We start from the raw sequence: 15,794 nt of genomic DNA, 5'->3' as shown, positions 1-15,794 counted from the left end.
GAACAACCGCGGTGGCACCTCGCGCCGGGTGCGACGGCTACGGACGAGCTGGGGGGTGTGGCCCCCGTCACAGCATGAAGCATGCGCTTGGTTGGTAACGCCTGTCAACAGCGATCATCCATCCCGCCGGAGCCGCCCGTCAGAACCGGTAGCGGAGGAGGAAGCCGGCGTTTCTCCAGGCCGGCACCATGCTGATCACGGCGCACAGCATCCGGTAGTACAGAGAGGCGTGTCTGATCAGGGCCGCTTCCACCACACTCCGCTGGTCCACGTAGTGCAGGCGGTCGTCGAGACGCTCGGCTTCCCGGGCGCTCTCGATGGTCCACCCGAAGGTGATGCCGTGCTGGGCGAAGATCGAATTCGGCTGACTCTCGTAACGCCTCTTGACCGACGCCGCGCCTATGTTGAAGACGAACTGGCCGGTCGGGAAGTGGTCCATGATGTTCCGGAAGACCTGCCGTACCTCGTCCTCGTCGAGGAACTGGTAGAGCCCGTCGGCCACCACGATCACCGGCCGGTCGCCGGGGATCCGGTCGAGCCAGGCCGGGTCGACGACGGACGCACCGATGGTGGTGTGCTCCGGGCGTTGGGGGTAGAGCTGGTCCATGATCTCGATGACGTCCGGGAAGTCCACGTCATACCAGTGATGGCCGGGAGCCGGATCGATCCGGAAGACGCGGCTGTCGAAGCCGCAGCCGAGGTCCAGGACGATCGCGTCCGGGTTCTTCGCCAGGTACTCCCTGGTCCACTCGTCCATCACCCGCGATCTGACGCCGACGGCGTACCGGCCGAGGGCCATGGGCTTGAACGAGGAGAAGTCGAAGCCGAGCCGCCGGACGACCCGGTCCGCCCACGGGTCGCCGAGGATCGGGTGCGGGTCCTTGCTGTCCAGCCACCGCAGGTACAGCTCGACGAGGGCGGTGACCCGTACGCCGGTGAAGTCGATGGGGATGGTCGCCATATCGGTCAGCCCACAGGTAGGTCGCGGCGGCGCAGGCCGAGCAGGCCTGCCAGGGTGAGCGCCGCCGCCATCGCGGTCAGCACGATCAGCGGCAGCGCGGTCAGCTCCCCGCCGGGAAGCAGCGGGACATGGGCGAACACCGACAGATCGATCACCCACTGGCTCAGCTGCAGCTCACCGCCGACCCAGCCGAACAGCAGGCTCACCAGCAGTACGGCGAACGCGCCCGCGGCCAGCCGCGGCAGCAGCCCGAACAGCGCCAAGGCGAGTCCGGCGAACACCCACACCGCGGGCACCTGTACGAGCGCGGCGATCAGGGCGCGGGGTAGCTCGCGGCCGACGTAGCCGGTGTTCAGCCCGTGGGCGAGGCCGACGGCGGCCCCGAAGACGGCCAGCCCGGCGGCCGGGCCGAGCAGCGCGAAGGCGAAGTGCCCGCCCGCCCAGCGCAGCCGGTCGACCGGCGCGGCAAGGAGGGACTCCGCGCGTCCGCCGCTCTCCTCGGCCCGCAGCTGGAGGGCGGCCTGGATCGCGTACGCGGCGGCGACCACGCCGAACATGGTCATCATCCCCTGGAGGTACTGGTCGATGACGGTGCCGTGACCGCCCAGCCGCGCCAGGGCCTCTCGCGCCGCCGGAGAGCTGTTGTCCATCAGCTCGCCGATGCTCTTGGCGATGCCGCCGAGCCCGAACCCGACCACGGCGAACCCGGCGATCCGGTTCGCCAGCGATCGGCGGTGCAGCCGCCAGGCCAGCGCCAAGGGGGAGCGCAGCCCCGGGGCGGCGCCCGCCGGGCCGGGGCGGGCCTGGAACAGGCCGTTGCCGAGGTCTCGCCGCGCCGACAGCGCGACGGCCAGCGCGATGAGCGCGGCCACCCCGCCGACGGCGACGGCGAGGACCCACCACCGTTCGCCGCTGAACGGCCGGAACTGGTGCGCCCAGCCGAGCGGCGACAGCCAGGACAGCCAGCCCAGCCCGCCGCCGGACCTCTCGCTGACCACGCCGATGCCGCGCAGCAGGAACGCGGTCCCGATGACGGCGACCCCGATGCCGCGTGCGCTCCCGGCCCCGGCGGTGAGCTGCGCGACCACCGCGCCCGTCGCGGCGAAGACACAGCCGATGGTGGCGAGCCCCGACCCGTAGGCCAGCGAACCGGCGACGCCCAATCCCGCGTTGACCAGCGCCAGAGCCGACACCAGGCCGAGGACCAGGCTCGCCCCGCAGGTCATGATCAGGGCGGCGGCCACTCCCGCGTGGCGTGAGACCGCGGTGGCGCCGATCAGCTCCCGGCGGCCGGCCTCCTCCTCGGTACGGGTGTGCCGGATGACGGTGAGCAGGCTGAACACCGCGATCACCACCGGGATGAATCCCGCGCGCCAGGTGACCAGCTGGCCGAGGCTCGATCCGTTCAGCGGGCCGTAGGCCACGGTGAAGGCGACGTTGTGCAGGCTGGTCTCGGCGTACTCCTGACGGGCCGCCGCGGTGGGGAAGCCGCCGTTGAACGCGGCGATGAACGCCAGCGGGACCACACAGGGGATGAGGGTCCACAGCGGCAGGAGCACGCGATCACGCCGCAGCGCGAGGCGGACCAGCCTGCCGGTGCCCGCGAGCCCGGTCATCGGGCCACCCGCCGGTCCGTGTCGGCCCGCTCGTAGTGGCGCAGGAACAGCTCCTCCAGCGTGGGCGGCTGGCTGACGAGGCTGCGGACGCCCGCCTGGGTGAGGTGACGCAGCGCCGCGTCGAGTGCGGCGCCGTCGACGTCGAAGCGGACGCCGCCGTCATCGGTGCGCAGGTTGTGCACGCCGGGCAGGCCGGCCAGGCCGTCCGGAGCGTGGATGAGCTCGGCGCGGATGCTCGTGCGGGTGAGATGGCGCAGGTCGGCGAGGGTGCCGGTCTCGACCGTACGGCCGTCGCGGATGATGGTGAGCCGGTCGCACAGGGCTTCGACCTCGGCCAGGATGTGGCTCGACAGCAGCACGGTACGGTCGCCGCGCCGCTGTTCGTCACGGATCGCCTGGCGGAACACCTCCTCCATCAGCGGGTCCAGGCCGGAGGTCGGCTCGTCCATGATGAGCAGCTCGACGTCGGAGGCGAGGGCGGCGACCAGGGCGACCTTCTGCCGGTTGCCCTTGGAGTAGGCGCGGCCCTTCTTGCGGGGGTCGAGGTCGAAGCGGTCCAGCAGGTCGGCGCGGCGGCGCTGGTCGAGCCCGCCGCGCAGCCGGCCGAGCAGGTCGATCACCTCACCGCCGGTCAGGCTGGGCCACAGGGTGACGTCGCCGGGCACATAGGCCAGGCGGCGGTGCAGGGCGGTGGCGTCGGACCACGGGTCGCCGCCGAGCAGCCGGGCGGTGCCCGCGTCGGCGCGCATCAGGCCGAGCAGGATGCGGAGCGTGGTGCTCTTGCCGGCGCCGTTAGGGCCGAGGAAGCCGTGCACCTCGCCGGTGCGCACCACCAGGTCGAGGCCGTCCAGGGCCCGGGTCGAGCCGAACGCCTTGACCAGGCCGGTCACCGAGATGGCGCCATCCTGTCCATGCGTATAGCTGGTTACTGTCATGTGAAGGAGACTACACCTGTGTGTAGCCGCGATGGCAACCGCATGTTCCCCCCGAATTAGGGCAAGAGCCGTACGGCTCATTGGTAAAGCTGGCTAAAGTGAAATTTGACTACTTGTCAGGCACGGGAGGCATCAAGGATGCGGAACGGCCCCACGATGGTCGCCAGTACCCTCGCACTGGCGGTGGTCCTGACCGCCGGATGCACCTCCAGCGGCGGCACGCGAACCCCGGGCGCCGCCCCCCAGTCGCAGGGCCCGGTGGCGAAGCTGGCGATCACCCCCGCTGACGGGACGAAGAAGGTCGCTCCGGACACGGGCGTCAGCGTCAAGGTCACCGGCGGCAAGGTCACCAAGCTGACCGTCGCCGACGCCAAGGGGAAAGCGGTTCAGGGTGCCGTGGGAACCGACGGGACCTGGCGCCCCCAGTGGGCGTTGCGCCCGTCGACGGCGTACACGGTCAGCGCCGAGGCGATCGGCACGGACGGCAAGCAAGTCACCGGGCAGGCGAAGTTCACCACGCTGAAGCCGAAACGCGCGCTGGAGAGCGGCATGGCGCCGCTGGACGGCGACAAGGTCGGCGTCGGGATGCCCGTCCAGCTCCTGCTGTCGCAGTCGGTGGCCGACAAGGAGGACCGGGCCGCGATCGAGCGGGCCCTGGTGGTGAAGATGTCCGAGCCGGTCGAGGGCGCGTGGAGCTGGGTGAGCGACCGCGAGGTCCAGTTCCGGCCGCGCGAGTACTGGCCGACCGGGGAGAAGGTCGAGGTCGTCGCGCACCTGGCAGGGGTGAAGGCCGGTGAGGGGCTGTGGGGCACCAAGGACCGCAGCCTGACCTTCACCGTCGGCCCCCGGCACATCACCAAGGTGAACGCCCGCACCCATGAGGCGGTGGTGACCGACGGCGACAAGGTCGTCAAGACCATCCCGGTCAGCCTCGGCAGGCCGGGCGACGACAGCTATTCGGGCACCATGATCGCCCAGGAGAAGGCCGCGGACATCATCATGGACTCCGCGACCACCGGCCACCCGGGGGAGTACCGCATCCCCACCAAGTGGAACGTCCGGATGACCTACAGCGGCACCTTCTTCCACGCCGCCCCCTGGTCGACCGGCGCGCAGGGCAACTCCAACGTCAGCCACGGATGCGTCAACGCCAGCCCGGCCAACGCGCGCTGGTTCTACGAGTTCACCCAGCGGGGCGACATCATCCAGGTCAGCGGCACGTCGAGGAAGCTGCGGTTCGGCAACGGTCCCACGCCGTGGGCCAAGTCCTGGGACGACTGGCTGGCCGGCAGCGCGCTGGGCAAGCCCGTCAACGGCGGTTAACCGCTGGTCAGAAGCCGAAGACGGCCGTGGGGTTGTCGACCAGGATGCGCCGGCGCAGGGCGTCGGTGGGGGCGATCCGGCCCAGGAAGTCGACCAGGACGCCGTCATCCGGCATCTCGCCGGAGATGTTCGGGTGCGGGAAGTCGGTCCCCCACAGGACCCGCTCCGGAGCGTGCGCGGCGAGGCGTCCGGCGAAGGGGGCCACGTCCTCGTACGGCGGCCCCGAGGCGGAGAGCCGGTCGGCGCCGCTGAGCTTCACCCAGACGTGCCCGGTGTCGAGCAGGCGCAGCAGCGTCTCCGCCGCCTCCTCGTCGTGCACGTCCACCCGGGCCATGTGATCGATGATCACCGGGAGCTCCGCGGCGCGGATGAGGTCGGCCAGGTCGACGATGCCGCGGCCGGCCACGTGCACGCCGAGGTGCCAGCCGTACGGGCGGATCAGCCGGATCACCGCGTCGATGCTCTCGAGGGAGGGGCTGGGGCCGAGGTGGGGCAGGAAGTTCAGGCGGACCCGGCCGAGCGGGCGGTCCTGGAGGCGGCCCGTGAGCTGCTGCGTACGGGGGATCTGACCGACGACACGTTCGCCGCGTCGATCGACGCGCTCGGTCAGACCCGCCTGTACGAGGTGGTCACCCTGGTGGGTTACTACCGGCTGCTGGCCGCACAGCTCCGCGTCGACGGCTGAACTCCCGCCTTTCGCACCCTTGGCCGTCCTACCTCTCCAGTACGACGGCCAGTCCTTGGCCGACCCCGATGCAGAGGGCGGCCAGACCCGTGCCGGAACCGGCCGCCGCCAGTTGGTGGGCGACCGTCCCGGTGATGCGGGCCCCCGAGGCGCCCAGGGGATGACCCAGGGCGATCGCCCCGCCGTACGGGTTGACGATCCCGGGGTCGAGCTCGGGCAACTCGGCCAGGCAGCCGAGCGCCTGCGCGGCGAACGCCTCGTTCAGTTCGACGGTCGTCAGGTCGCCGAACCCCTTGCCCGCCTTGGCCAGAGCCTTCTTGACGGCCTCGACCGGGCCGAGGCCGAAGTAGCGGGGTTCGAGCGCGCTGACGCCGCTCGCGGTGATCCTGGCCAGCGGTTCGCGCCCGCGCAGCCCGGCCTCGTCGGTGAGCAGCAGCGCCGCGGCGCCGTCGTTGAGTGGGGAGGAGTTGCCCGCGGTGACCGTGCCGTCCGCGCGGAAGGCGGGCTTCAGCCGGGCGAGCGCCTCCAGCGAGGTGTCCTCGCGGATGCCCTCGTCCCGGGTGAGGTCGCCGACGGGGACGATCTCGCGGTCGAAGGACGCCTTGGCCGCCTTCTGATGGCTGGCCAGCGCGAACACGTCCTGCTCGGCCCGCGAAATGCGGTGTTTGTCGGCGATCAGCTCGGCGCCTTCGCCGAGGGCGACCGTGTGCTCGGCGGGCATCCTCGGGTTGACCAGCCGCCAGCCGAGCGTGGTGGAGACCAGTTCCTGGCCCTTGGCGGGGAAGGCCCGATCCGGCTTGGGCAGCACCCACGGCGCGCGGGTCATCGACTCCACGCCGCCCGCGATCACCGTGGTGGCGTCGCCGACGGCGATCGCCCGGTACGCCTGGATGACGGCCTCCATGCCGGAGCCGCACAGCCGGTTCACGGTCGCGCCCGGCGTGGTCAGCGGCAGTCCGGCGAGCAGCGCGGCCATCCGGGCCACGTTGCGGTTCTCCTCGCCGGCGCCGTTGGCGTTGCCGAGGATCACCTCGTCGGCGGCGACCTCGCCGTTGCGGTCCACCAGCGCCTTGATGACGTGCGCGGCCAGGTCGTCGGGGCGGACGCCGGACAACGCCCCGCCGTAGCGCCCGAAGGGGGTGCGCACGGCGTCCAGGACATAGACGGTCTTCACGACAGGACCTCCGTACCGATCCTCACGACAGGACCTCCGCGTCCGGTTCTCACGCGGTTACCTCCGCATCCGGTTCTCACGCGGTTACCTCCGCATCCGTACGGTCGCGCAGTTGCGCGACGCTCACGCCGGGCGCGGTCTCCACCAGCGCCAGGCCCTGGTCGGTGATGTCGAGGACGCCGAGGTCGGTGATGATCCTATGCACGCACGCCTTGCCGGTGAGCGGCAGCGAGCACTCCTCGACGATCTTGGGAGACCCGTCCTTGGCGGTGTGGTCCATGATCACGAGCACCTTGCGGGCACCGTGGACCAGGTCCATGGCCCCGCCCATACCCTTGACGAGCTTCCCGGGAACCATCCAGTTGGCCAGATCGCCGCGCGCCGAGACCTGCATCGCGCCCAGCACCGCGACGTCGATGTGACCGCCCCGGATCATGCCGAATGACAGCGAAGAGTCGAAGAACGAGGCCCCCGGCCGTACCGTCACCGTCTCCTTGCCCGCGTTGATCAGGTCCGGATCGATCTCCTCCGGCGTCGGGTAGGGGCCGACGCCGAGGATGCCGTTCTCCGAGTGCAGGGTCACGTCCACGTCGGGCGGCAGGAAGGACGGGATCCGGGTGGGCAGCCCGATGCCGAGGTTGACGTAGTCGCCGTCGCGCAGCTCGGCCGCCGCACGGGCGACCATCTCGTCGCGGGTCCAGCTCATGACGCGCTCCCTTCCGGGGGAGTGGAGACGGTACGCCGTTCGACGGGCTTGATGGCGGCCTGTTCGGGGGTGAGCGCCACGATGCGGTCGACGAAGACACCGGGCAGGTGTACCTCGTCGGGATCGAGTTCGGTCAGCTCCTCGACCTCGGCGATCGCGATGCGCGCGGCCATCGCGGCAAGCGGGTTGAAGTTCCTGGCGGCCTTGTTGAAGACCAGGTTGCCGTGGCGGTCCCCCTTCGCCGCCCGGATCAGCGCGTAGTCGGTGGTGATGGCGTGTTCCAGCACGTACTGCCTGCCCGCGAACTCGCGGACCTCCTTGGGCGGTGAGGCGAGCGCGACCGACCCGTCGGGAGTGTGCCGCAGCGGCAGCCCGCCGTCGGCGACCGGCGTGCCGACCCCGGCCGGGGTGTAGAAGGCGGGGATGCCGCTGCCGCCGGCGCGCAGCCGCTCGGCCAGGCTGCCCTGCGGGGTCAGCTCCACCTCCAGCTCGCCGCCCAGGTATTGCCGGGCGAACTCCTTGTTGTCACCGATGTAGGAGGCGGTCACGCGGGCGATCCGCCGATCGGCCAGCAGGGTGCCCAGACCGCCGCCGTCGACTCCGCAGTTGTTCGACACGACGCTGATGCCGCGTACGCCGGAATCGTGCAGCGCCTGGATCAGCACGTCCGGAATGCCGCAGAGACCGAACCCGCCGACCGCGAACGACGCGCCGTCCCGAACATCGGCCAGCGCCTTATGGGCGGTGGCCACCACTTTGTCTCTCCGCACGGCACTCCGCTTCGTATGTGTTCGCTAAGTGAACTTTAATTCATTATTATCGTCGAGTATGGAGAGCCGAATCGTGCTCTGTCAAAGTCCTTGAGGACTTGAGAGCTCGAAGGAGGAGAGCGGATGGAACCGGCGAGCACTCTGGAACGCGGGCTGGCCGTCCTGCGCGTGCTGGCCGCCGGTCCCAGACGGCCGATGCGCGCGACCGACCTGGTGCGGGCCACCGGCCTGGCCAGATCGACGGTCGACCGGATCGTGGCCACGCTCGTCCGGCTCGGTTATGTACGGGCCGAGGAACGCGACGTGCTGCTCGCGCCGCGCCTGATGGAGCTGGGCGAGGCGTACCTGGCGTGCGGCGGTCTGGGCGCGGCCCTCGACGAGTACGCCCAGCGGCTCGCCGACGAACTGGACGAGTCGGTGTCGCTGGCCGTGCGGGACGGGGACGGGGTCCGCTTCGTCGGCCGCTTCGCCCGGCGACGCACCATGTCGGTGGCCTTCCGGGTGGGCGACCTGCTGCCCGCCGACCGCTGCGCGGCCGGCCTGATCCTGCTCGACCCCGCCGCACGGTGGGCCGAGGACGACCAGCTCGTCGAGCCCGGCCTGGTGGCGGTCGCGGTGCCTGTTCGGGACGGGAGCGGTACGACGATCTGCGCGCTGACCGTGGCCAGCCACACCAGCAGACACACGGCCGCTGGTCTGCGTGATCACGCACTGCCCAGCCTGCTGAAGACGGCGGGGGAGATGGAGACGGCCCTGGCCGACCCGGTCGCGTCGGCTGCGCCGGGCTCTCCTCTTCCGATCGGCGCGGGAGTGGACGCGTCGCGGGCGACGAAGGAGGAGCTGGGGGCCGGTTACCTTCAGTCGTTGGCTCGCGGTCTGGCCGTGCTGGTGTCGCTCGGTTCGGCGCGTGGCGGGCTCACACTGGCCGCCGCTGCCAAGGTCACCGGCCTGCCTCGGGCCACTGTCCGGCGCGCGGTGCAGACCCTGGAACGGCTGGGGTACGTCGCGGCCGACGGCAGCCGGTTCGTCCTGCAGCCCAAGGTGCTGGAGCTCGGGTACGCCCATCTGTCGGGCCGGACCTTCGGCGAGATCGTCCAGCCGCACCTCGTGGACCTGGTGGCGCGGGTTCACGAGTCGGCCTCGGTCGCGATGCTGTCCGGCGACGACGTCGTCTACGTGGCGCGCGTGCCGACCGTCGCCATCATGAGCGTCGACATCACCGTCGGCACCCGCTTCCCCGCGTACGCCACCTCGATGGGCCGGGTCCTTCTGGCCGACCTGCCCGAGGAACGGCTGGCCGGGATGCCCTCACGCCCGCTGACCCCCCACACGCTCACCTCACCCGCCGACCTGGCGGCAGCCGTACGGCAGGCGGCAGTGGACGGCTACGCCCTCGTCGACCAGGAACTGGAGGAAGGCGTGCGGTCCATCGCGGTACCCATCCGCGACCGGAGCGGCCGGGTCGTCGCGGCCGTCAACGTCGCCACCCACGCCAGCCGCGCCACCCCCGCCGAACTGCTCCGCGACACCTTGCCCGCCCTCACTGAGGCGGCCGCCCGCATGGAAGCAGACCTGTCCCACACCCGCCCGTCCTGACCGCCCTACTGGGACGCAACCGACCCGACCCACGCTCCCGACCCGCCCGAGTCGCCTGGCCCGCCCGACTCGCCAGGCTCGCCCGGGTCAACCGCCCGAGCGTCGCGACCGACCCGCTTGGCCCGCTTGGTCCGGTGGGGTGGTCTGGTGGTGATTGGGTGATCTGGTTAAGGGGCCACAAGTCCGGGCTTGTCCCGCTAGGGTCCTTGGGGTTGATCTCACAACCCCGTCAGGAGTCACTTCCTCATGCCGTACGTCGAGCCGCTGCGTGAAGGCGATCCCGCGGTGGTCGGGGCCTACCGGATCACGGGGCGGCTCGGGGCGGGCGGTCAGGGTGTGGTGTATCTGGGGCAGGCGGCCGACGGGAGCCCGGTGGCCGTCAAGGTGCTGCGGGAGGTCGCCGCCGGTGATGACCGGCTCGCCAGGGAGATCGCGGCGGCGCGCCGGGTGGAGCCGTTCTGCATCGCTCAGGTGCTGGACGCGTCGATGGGCGGTCGGCCGTACATCGTCAGCGAGTACATCGACGGGCCCTCCCTGCAGCAGGCGGGCCGCCATGCGGGCGGCGACCTGCAGCGACTGGCCGTGAGCACTGCCACGGCGCTGGCCGCCATTCACGCCGCCGGGGTCGTGCACCGGGACTTCAAGCCCGCCAACGTGCTGCTCGGGCGGGACGGGCCGCGGGTCATCGACTTCGGCGTCGCCCGCGCCACCGACGCCGCGGCCACCGGCACCGCCACCGCCAGCATCGTCGGCACACCCGCCTACATGGCTCCGGAACAGTTGGCGGGGACGCAGGTCGGGCCCGCGGCGGATGTGTTCGCGTGGGCGTCTGTCATCGTGTTCGCCGGCACCGGTACGCCGCCGTTCGGTGAGGACACGCTGCCGGCCGTCATCAACCGGATCCTGCACCAGGAACCCCAGCTGGGCGACCTGCCGGCGCCGCTGCGCCCGGTCGTCCACGCGTGCCTGGCCAAGGACCCGCGCGACCGCCCGGCCATGCGGGACGGTGACATCAGCGAGCCGGAATGGAGGTCGGCCGCCTCCAGGAGCGCGGCCAGCCGGTCCCGCTTGGCGGCCAGGAACGTCCATCGCCGGTAGCTCAAGCGCCGGTAGCCCATGCCCTGGTAGCTAACGTGCCGGTAGCTCCTGCGTCGATGTCCCAAGGGCTGGTGTCCCAAGGGTCGATGTCCCAAAAGCCGAAGCGCACCGTGGGTCGGTTCCCGCTGGTCGCCGCTGTTGCAGGGGCGGTCGCCGTCTCCCTGGCGGCCGTGTCCGTGGGAGCCGTCGTCATCCGGAACGCCGCCTCGACCCAATACGGAGGCGGGCCGCTGCTCGTCGCCAAGTCGAGCAAACCGGTGACCCCCTCGACACCCCCGGCCAAGCGCGGCACGCACAAGCCGAAGAAGTCGAAGACACCCTCGGCGGATCGCACGACCACCCGGCCACTGCCCACTCGTACGAAGGACCCCACACCGACCAGTACGAAGACAACCCCCACGCCCACCCGGACGCGGACGAGCTCCACCCCCACCACGAGCAAACCCGCGTCGAGCGCCTCGTTCACCCTCGCCTACGTCCGCGTCCAGGGGTCATCCAAGATCAACACCGAGGGCGTCACCTGCTTCACCGGCTCGATGAACTTCGCCGCCGGGGTCGACGCCACGAAACCGGCGGCGCCGTACTCCTACCAATGGATCTACAACGGGAAGGTCATCGAGAGCGGCTCAGCGCGGCTGCCAGCCGGCAGCCGCAGCGACTACGTGCACTCGAAAGACCTCGTCGAGCCGCAGGACGGCACGCATACGATCACCTATCGGATCACCTCGCCGGTCTCCCGCGCCAAGTCCCTCAGCTTCACCATGTGCTAGATGGTTGATCGGGGAATTGGTGCAGGTCGATTAGGTCAGTGGTCGTAGGCGATCAAGGATCGTTTACGCGGCGTGCCGATCTTCCAGTTGAACCAGATCGCGACGTTCAGGGCCAACAGGCGCTGGATCACTCGGGTCCACAGCCCGGACAGGATCCGGGCGCCGTGCTGGTCGAGGCCGAGTTGCCCTCGGACCACGGTGATGCCGAACTCGGTGAGCAGGGTGCATTCGAAGTCCGCGCCGGCGAAGCCCTTGTCGCACACGTCGATGGTGCCGGGCGCGGGTCGGTTCTTCGCCTCGGCGAGCATCAGCACGACGGCCTCGCGTTCACCGTAGAGCTTGGGGTTGACCAGCCCGAAGCGGGACCTGGTCCATAGTCCGTAAGTTGCCGACGCTCGTGCAGATCACTCGGTCACTCCCAGCCGGTCATGGTGGAGGTACTCGTCACACAGAACTCGTTTCCCTCTGGGTCGAGCATCACCGTCCACGTGTCCGGGTTGTCGTGGGAAACCGGATCCTGCCGCACCTCGACCAGCTGAGCTCCGGCCTTGACCAGCCGCGTGACCTCGGCCTCCATGGAGCCTGAGGTCACCAGGTCCACGTGTAGCCGGTTCTTGCCCACCTTGGGCTCGGGCACCTTCATGAAATACAGTGATCCGCCGGCACCGGCGGGGTCGCTGACCTGAAACTCGTCGGGGTTGCGCCGGCTGACCTTGTAAGCCAGGGCCTGCGCCCAGAATTCGGCCTGGCGAAGCGGGTCGCGACAATCAACGACAACAGCCAGCAGTGAAACCGACACCTCGATCACCCCGTCACCGAGAATCAGGCGCCCCCCGCCAAACATTGTAAGACGTCGCCTTATTTGGCGAGTTGGCGGCAGCAGGTGAGAGCGGCGGCGATAGCGACGAAGGAGCCGAGGTGGTCGGCTCGGCGTTCTGTTTCCCTTCCGCTCACGCATCTAGAAGCGGACCCGGCCCGCCGAGGCAGGCAGGCCGGGGTTCGCCGCCCTTCGGGTTAGGAGGATCCGTTGATCAGGGCCATGGCCAGGTCGGGGCTGAACGTCCCGGCCGGGATGCCCTGGCCCAGGTTGCAGCTGCCGTCGGAGTCGCCCGGGACCTTGACCCAGAAGAGGTACTCGGCGCCGGTCGTCTGCTTGACCGGCGCGCTGCCCAGCTTGCGTCCGGGCGGGTTGCACCAGCTGTCCTGGCCGCTCCAGGGGCCGTTGCCGTTACGGCTGGTGTCGATCACGTACTTCTTGGCGCCGACGGTCCCGGACAGGTAGCCGTTGACCGCGACGGAGTAGGTCTCGGAGTTGGCCGTGGTGATGTAGTTGGACACGTTCACGGAGAAGCCGCGCGTGTTGGCGATGCCCGACTTGACCAGCCGCGTGGCCATGTCGTCGGCCGCGACCCAGGTGGCGTTGCCCGCGTCGAGGTAGACCCAGGCGTTCGGCGCCTGAGCACGCAGGACCTGGGTGGCGTCCAGCAGCATCGCGTACTGGCCTTCCGGATCGTCGGCGCAACTGGCGGCGGCTGTGCCGTCGGGCTCCAGCACGACGATCGCGTGCCTGGTGCCGATCGCCTTGGCGAACTCGGTGATCCAGGTGTGATACCCGGCCGCGTCGCCCGCGCCGCCGCCCGACTGGTTAGCGCACGCGTCACGGTTCGGGATGTTGTACGCCACCAGCATCGGCAGCTTGTCCTGGGCCTGGGCGGCGCCGACGTAGGTGTCCACGGCCAGCGTGAGGTCGGTGAACCAGCCGCCGAACCACTCGAAGATCGGCTTGTTGGCGATGTTCGAGCCGATGGCGGTGGCTTCGCTCGTGCCCTGGTGGGTGGAGACGTACTGGGCGGGGTTCGACTTGTCCGAGACGTACAGCGCCGTCGGCCGGGTCGTCTGCGTCTCCATCAGCGAGACGTTGTCGAAGCGGACCGTCGGGGTGCCGCCGGACCCGCCGAGCTGGAAGGTCACCTCAGCGGCCGTGCTGGTGGCGGCCGCGGCCACGAACGGGATGCTGTAGCGCTTGCTTCCCGTCGTGAGCTGGACGGGCGCGGCCAGCGACTGGTTGGAGCTGGGCGTCGCCACGTACTGCACGGTAGTGGTGGCCTTGAAGGCCGTCGTGGAGTACGCGTCGAACGAGAGCGTGTAGTTCTTGCCCGCGGTCAGGGCGGCCGTGGTGGGGCTGGTCACCATGGCGTCCCACGGATTGGCGACGACAGAAGTCACGTTCACCCGCATGCGGCCGGACTCGGCCGTGACCGTCGTCTGGCCGATCGCCTGCCAGGGTGCGGTCGAGCTGGTGAAGACGCCGTTGCCGATCAGCTGGGCGGCGGCGGAGGCAGGCGGGGGTACGACCAGGACGGCGGCCACGACCGCGGTTAAGGCTGCGGCGGCTTTTGCTGCGATAAATCGCACTAAATCACCTTTCAGTGGGGTTCGCTCGAAGAGCGTCGTCGGCGCAGGTGCTGAGCGCGCACGCCGACCGCACTCGAAAAGACATGGCGGACCTCTCTCGGCGCGGTGCCGCAGCGTCGGCGCTGATCATTACTGACCACCCTAGATACGGTCAAGGGATTGCGTATGGGGAAAGGTCCGTAAAGCGGGGCCTCTTCTCTATGGGTCAGGTCATGGTCTACCGTCTATGGGAGCGCTCCCAGCCTGTATGTCGACAGCATCGACGCAGGCCAGGTGCGTTATTCCGAGAGAGGTACCGCCAGGTCATGATCCCCGTGCGGATGGGGATCAGCCCGCTCTATATGGTCATGATCCGGCCGGTCGTCAGATCATCGGCGGCATCATGGGAAGGGTCCGTCAAGGCATGAGTTTTCTCTGGGGCGCGGCGACGTCCAGCTATCAGATCGAGGGCGCGTTCGCGGAGGACGGCAGGGGGACGTCCATCTGGGACACCTTCAGCCGCACCCCCGGCAAGGTGCGTGATGCCGAGAACGGCGACGTGGCCTGCGACCACTACCACCGTTACGCCGACGATGTGGAGTTGATGGCGGGGCTGGGGTTACAGGCGTACCGCTTCTCCGTCTCGTGGCCGCGGATCGTGCCGGAGCGCGGGGTGGTGAACCAGCGCGGGCTCGATTTCTATCGTCGCCTGGTGGACACGCTGCTGGAGCGCGGCATCACGCCGTGGCCGACGCTCTATCACTGGGACCTGCCGCAGTACCTGGAGGACGCGGGCGGGTGGCCTAACCGGGACACGGCCTATCGATTCGCGGAATATGCCGACATTGTGCATACGGCGTTGCGGGATCGGGTGGCGAGCTGGACGACGCTGAACGAGCCGTGGTGTTCCGGGCTGCTCGGATATGCCGGTGGCGAGCACGCGCCGGGGCGTCAGGAGCCGTCCGAGGCCGTCAAGGCGGTGCACCACCTGCTGCTGGGCCACGGCCTCGCCATCCCCCTCCTGTCTGGAAATATCGGCATTACGTTGAACATGTCGCATGTGACGCCCGCCACGGCGTCAGAGGCGGACGTGGACGCCGCTCGCCGGATAGACGGCCTCCAGAACCGGCTGTTCATCGATCCGGTGCTGCTCGGCTCGTACCCCGAGGACGTCGTCGGCGACCTGGCGCCCCACAGCGACTTCTCCCACGTCCTGGACGGGGACCTGAAGACCATCTCCCGGAAGATCGACATGCTGGGGATCAACTACTATTCCCCCGCCCTGGTCGCGGCCGGCGAGCCCGCGCCGTCCACCGGCACACCGTGGATCGGCGCCGAACACGTCCGCTGGGTGGACGGCGGGCGCAAGCGCACCACGATGGACTGGGAGATCGACGAGAACGGACTGCTGGAGCTCCTCCAGCGCGTGCACAAGGACTACCCCGCCATCGACCTCTACATCACCGAGAACGGCGCGGCCTTCGCCGACGAGCTGAGCGCGGACGGGGCTGTGCACGACCCGGACCGCATCGACTATCTGGAACGCCACATCAACGCCTGCGCCGAGGCGGCTCGCCGGGGAGTGCCGCTCAAGGGCTACTTCGCCTGGTCCCTGCTGGACAACTTCGAGTGGGCCCACGGGTACGGGCAGCGGTTCGGCATCGTGCACGTGGACTTCGACACGCAGCGGCGCACCCCGAAGGACTCAGCCCTCTGGTACGCGGCCCGCATCCGAAAGGGCGGCCTGGGGTGATCCCGCCGCGCAA

16 protein-coding genes are annotated in these 15,794 nt (G+C 69.9%); 6 read left to right on the top strand and 10 right to left on the bottom strand.

Going from position 1 to position 15,794, the window contains the following annotated elements; translation table 11 throughout:
- Positions 1-139: 139 nt before the first annotated feature.
- Genes ACGFNP_RS37370 through ACGFNP_RS37360 form a run of 3 tightly spaced genes read right to left on the bottom strand, consistent with a single transcriptional unit; the run spans position 140 to position 3,512 of the window.
- The gene (locus tag ACGFNP_RS37370; protein WP_393326860.1) at positions 140-961 is read right to left on the bottom strand and encodes a class I SAM-dependent methyltransferase; all 822 of its coding nucleotides are present in this window, start codon (positions 959-961) and stop codon (positions 140-142) included.
- A 5-nt stretch (positions 962-966) separates the two neighbouring features.
- Positions 967-2,577: an ABC transporter permease gene (locus tag ACGFNP_RS37365; protein ID WP_393326857.1), complete on the bottom strand. Its 1,611-nt coding sequence runs from the start codon at positions 2,575-2,577 to the stop codon at positions 967-969.
- Positions 2,574-3,512, bottom strand: a complete 939-nt coding sequence (locus ACGFNP_RS37360; protein WP_393326855.1) for an ATP-binding cassette domain-containing protein — start codon at positions 3,510-3,512, stop codon at positions 2,574-2,576. The genes ACGFNP_RS37365 and ACGFNP_RS37360 overlap by 4 nt, the downstream gene beginning before the upstream one ends.
- Positions 3,513-3,650: 138 nt before the next feature.
- Between ACGFNP_RS37360 and ACGFNP_RS37355 the strand changes: the two genes are divergently transcribed.
- The gene (locus ACGFNP_RS37355) at positions 3,651-4,835 is read left to right on the top strand and encodes an Ig-like domain-containing protein (protein WP_393326852.1); all 1,185 of its coding nucleotides are present in this window, start codon (positions 3,651-3,653) and stop codon (positions 4,833-4,835) included.
- A gap of 7 nt (positions 4,836-4,842) precedes the next feature.
- Here ACGFNP_RS37355 and ACGFNP_RS37350 read toward each other — a convergent pair whose 3' ends face one another.
- Positions 4,843-5,331, bottom strand: coding sequence for an amidohydrolase family protein (locus ACGFNP_RS37350; RefSeq protein WP_393327504.1), 489 nt, complete (start codon positions 5,329-5,331; stop codon positions 4,843-4,845).
- Between ACGFNP_RS37350 and ACGFNP_RS37345 the strand changes: the two genes are divergently transcribed.
- The gene (locus ACGFNP_RS37345) at positions 5,323-5,520 is read left to right on the top strand and encodes a hypothetical protein (protein WP_358317853.1); all 198 of its coding nucleotides are present in this window, start codon (positions 5,323-5,325) and stop codon (positions 5,518-5,520) included. The two genes, ACGFNP_RS37350 and ACGFNP_RS37345, sit on opposite strands and share 9 nt — an antisense overlap.
- A gap of 28 nt (positions 5,521-5,548) precedes the next feature.
- On the opposite strand, the gene ACGFNP_RS37340 is transcribed toward ACGFNP_RS37345, so the two are convergent.
- The 3 genes from ACGFNP_RS37340 to ACGFNP_RS37330 form a co-directional block, all read right to left on the bottom strand.
- Positions 5,549-6,694, bottom strand: a complete 1,146-nt coding sequence (locus ACGFNP_RS37340; protein WP_358317854.1) for a thiolase family protein — start codon at positions 6,692-6,694, stop codon at positions 5,549-5,551.
- 76 nt (positions 6,695-6,770) lie between these two features.
- Entirely contained in the window at positions 6,771-7,400 is a 630-nt protein-coding gene (locus tag ACGFNP_RS37335; RefSeq protein WP_358317855.1) for a CoA transferase subunit B, read from the bottom strand.
- The gene (locus tag ACGFNP_RS37330) at positions 7,397-8,170 is read right to left on the bottom strand and encodes a CoA transferase subunit A (protein ID WP_393326848.1); all 774 of its coding nucleotides are present in this window, start codon (positions 8,168-8,170) and stop codon (positions 7,397-7,399) included. The genes ACGFNP_RS37335 and ACGFNP_RS37330 overlap by 4 nt, the downstream gene beginning before the upstream one ends.
- A gap of 123 nt (positions 8,171-8,293) precedes the next feature.
- Here ACGFNP_RS37330 and ACGFNP_RS37325 point away from each other — a divergent pair, with 123 nt between their 5' ends.
- From ACGFNP_RS37325 to ACGFNP_RS37315, 3 genes are all read left to right on the top strand, one after another.
- On the top strand, positions 8,294-9,766 hold the full coding sequence (locus tag ACGFNP_RS37325) for an IclR family transcriptional regulator C-terminal domain-containing protein (protein ID WP_393326845.1): 1,473 nt from the start codon (positions 8,294-8,296) through the stop codon (positions 9,764-9,766).
- A 246-nt stretch (positions 9,767-10,012) separates the two neighbouring features.
- On the top strand, positions 10,013-10,864 hold the full coding sequence (locus tag ACGFNP_RS37320; RefSeq protein ID WP_393326841.1) for a serine/threonine-protein kinase: 852 nt from the start codon (positions 10,013-10,015) through the stop codon (positions 10,862-10,864).
- Positions 10,865-10,950: 86 nt separating this feature from the next.
- Positions 10,951-11,634 carry a hypothetical protein gene (locus tag ACGFNP_RS37315; protein WP_393326838.1) on the top strand — a complete coding sequence of 228 codons (684 nt, stop codon included), beginning with the start codon at positions 10,951-10,953 and terminating at the stop codon, positions 11,632-11,634.
- A gap of 35 nt (positions 11,635-11,669) precedes the next feature.
- Here ACGFNP_RS37315 and ACGFNP_RS37310 read toward each other — a convergent pair whose 3' ends face one another.
- From ACGFNP_RS37310 to ACGFNP_RS37300, 3 genes are all read right to left on the bottom strand, one after another.
- Positions 11,670-11,948, bottom strand: a complete 279-nt coding sequence (locus ACGFNP_RS37310; RefSeq protein ID WP_393326835.1) for a hypothetical protein — start codon at positions 11,946-11,948, stop codon at positions 11,670-11,672.
- A 98-nt stretch (positions 11,949-12,046) separates the two neighbouring features.
- On the bottom strand, positions 12,047-12,442 hold the full coding sequence (locus ACGFNP_RS37305; protein WP_393326832.1) for a VOC family protein: 396 nt from the start codon (positions 12,440-12,442) through the stop codon (positions 12,047-12,049).
- Positions 12,443-12,648: 206 nt separating this feature from the next.
- A complete protein-coding gene (locus ACGFNP_RS37300; protein ID WP_393326829.1) occupies positions 12,649-14,049 on the bottom strand; it encodes a glycoside hydrolase family 6 protein in 1,401 nt (466 codons plus the stop codon).
- Positions 14,050-14,452: 403 nt separating this feature from the next.
- Here ACGFNP_RS37300 and ACGFNP_RS37295 point away from each other — a divergent pair, with 403 nt between their 5' ends.
- Complete coding sequence (locus ACGFNP_RS37295) at positions 14,453-15,781, top strand: GH1 family beta-glucosidase (RefSeq protein WP_393326826.1); 1,329 nt, start codon at positions 14,453-14,455, stop codon at positions 15,779-15,781.
- The last annotated feature ends 13 nt before the right edge of the window (positions 15,782-15,794 follow it).

Origin of the sequence: Nonomuraea sp. NPDC049269 (assembly GCF_043197155.1) — a bacterium.
Lineage (GTDB): Bacteria > Actinomycetota > Actinomycetes > Streptosporangiales > Streptosporangiaceae > Nonomuraea.
Note: the sequence above shows the minus strand (reverse complement) of the source record. Positions and strands in the feature narration are given on the sequence as shown.

Coding starts and splice junctions, on each gene's coding strand:
- ACGFNP_RS37370 (WP_393326860.1), bottom strand. CDS start 961: ATGGCGACCATCCCCATCGACTTCACCGGCGTACGGGTCACCGCCCTC.
- ACGFNP_RS37365 (WP_393326857.1), bottom strand. CDS start 2,577: ATGACCGGGCTCGCGGGCACCGGCAGGCTGGTCCGCCTCGCGCTGCGG.
- ACGFNP_RS37315 (WP_393326838.1), top strand. CDS start 10,951: ATGTCCCAAAAGCCGAAGCGCACCGTGGGTCGGTTCCCGCTGGTCGCC.
- ACGFNP_RS37320 (WP_393326841.1), top strand. CDS start 10,013: ATGCCGTACGTCGAGCCGCTGCGTGAAGGCGATCCCGCGGTGGTCGGG.
- ACGFNP_RS37360 (WP_393326855.1), bottom strand. CDS start 3,512: ATGACAGTAACCAGCTATACGCATGGACAGGATGGCGCCATCTCGGTG.
- ACGFNP_RS37325 (WP_393326845.1), top strand. CDS start 8,294: ATGGAACCGGCGAGCACTCTGGAACGCGGGCTGGCCGTCCTGCGCGTG.
- ACGFNP_RS37295 (WP_393326826.1), top strand. CDS start 14,453: ATGAGTTTTCTCTGGGGCGCGGCGACGTCCAGCTATCAGATCGAGGGC.
- ACGFNP_RS37355 (WP_393326852.1), top strand. CDS start 3,651: ATGCGGAACGGCCCCACGATGGTCGCCAGTACCCTCGCACTGGCGGTG.
- ACGFNP_RS37335 (WP_358317855.1), bottom strand. CDS start 7,400: ATGAGCTGGACCCGCGACGAGATGGTCGCCCGTGCGGCGGCCGAGCTG.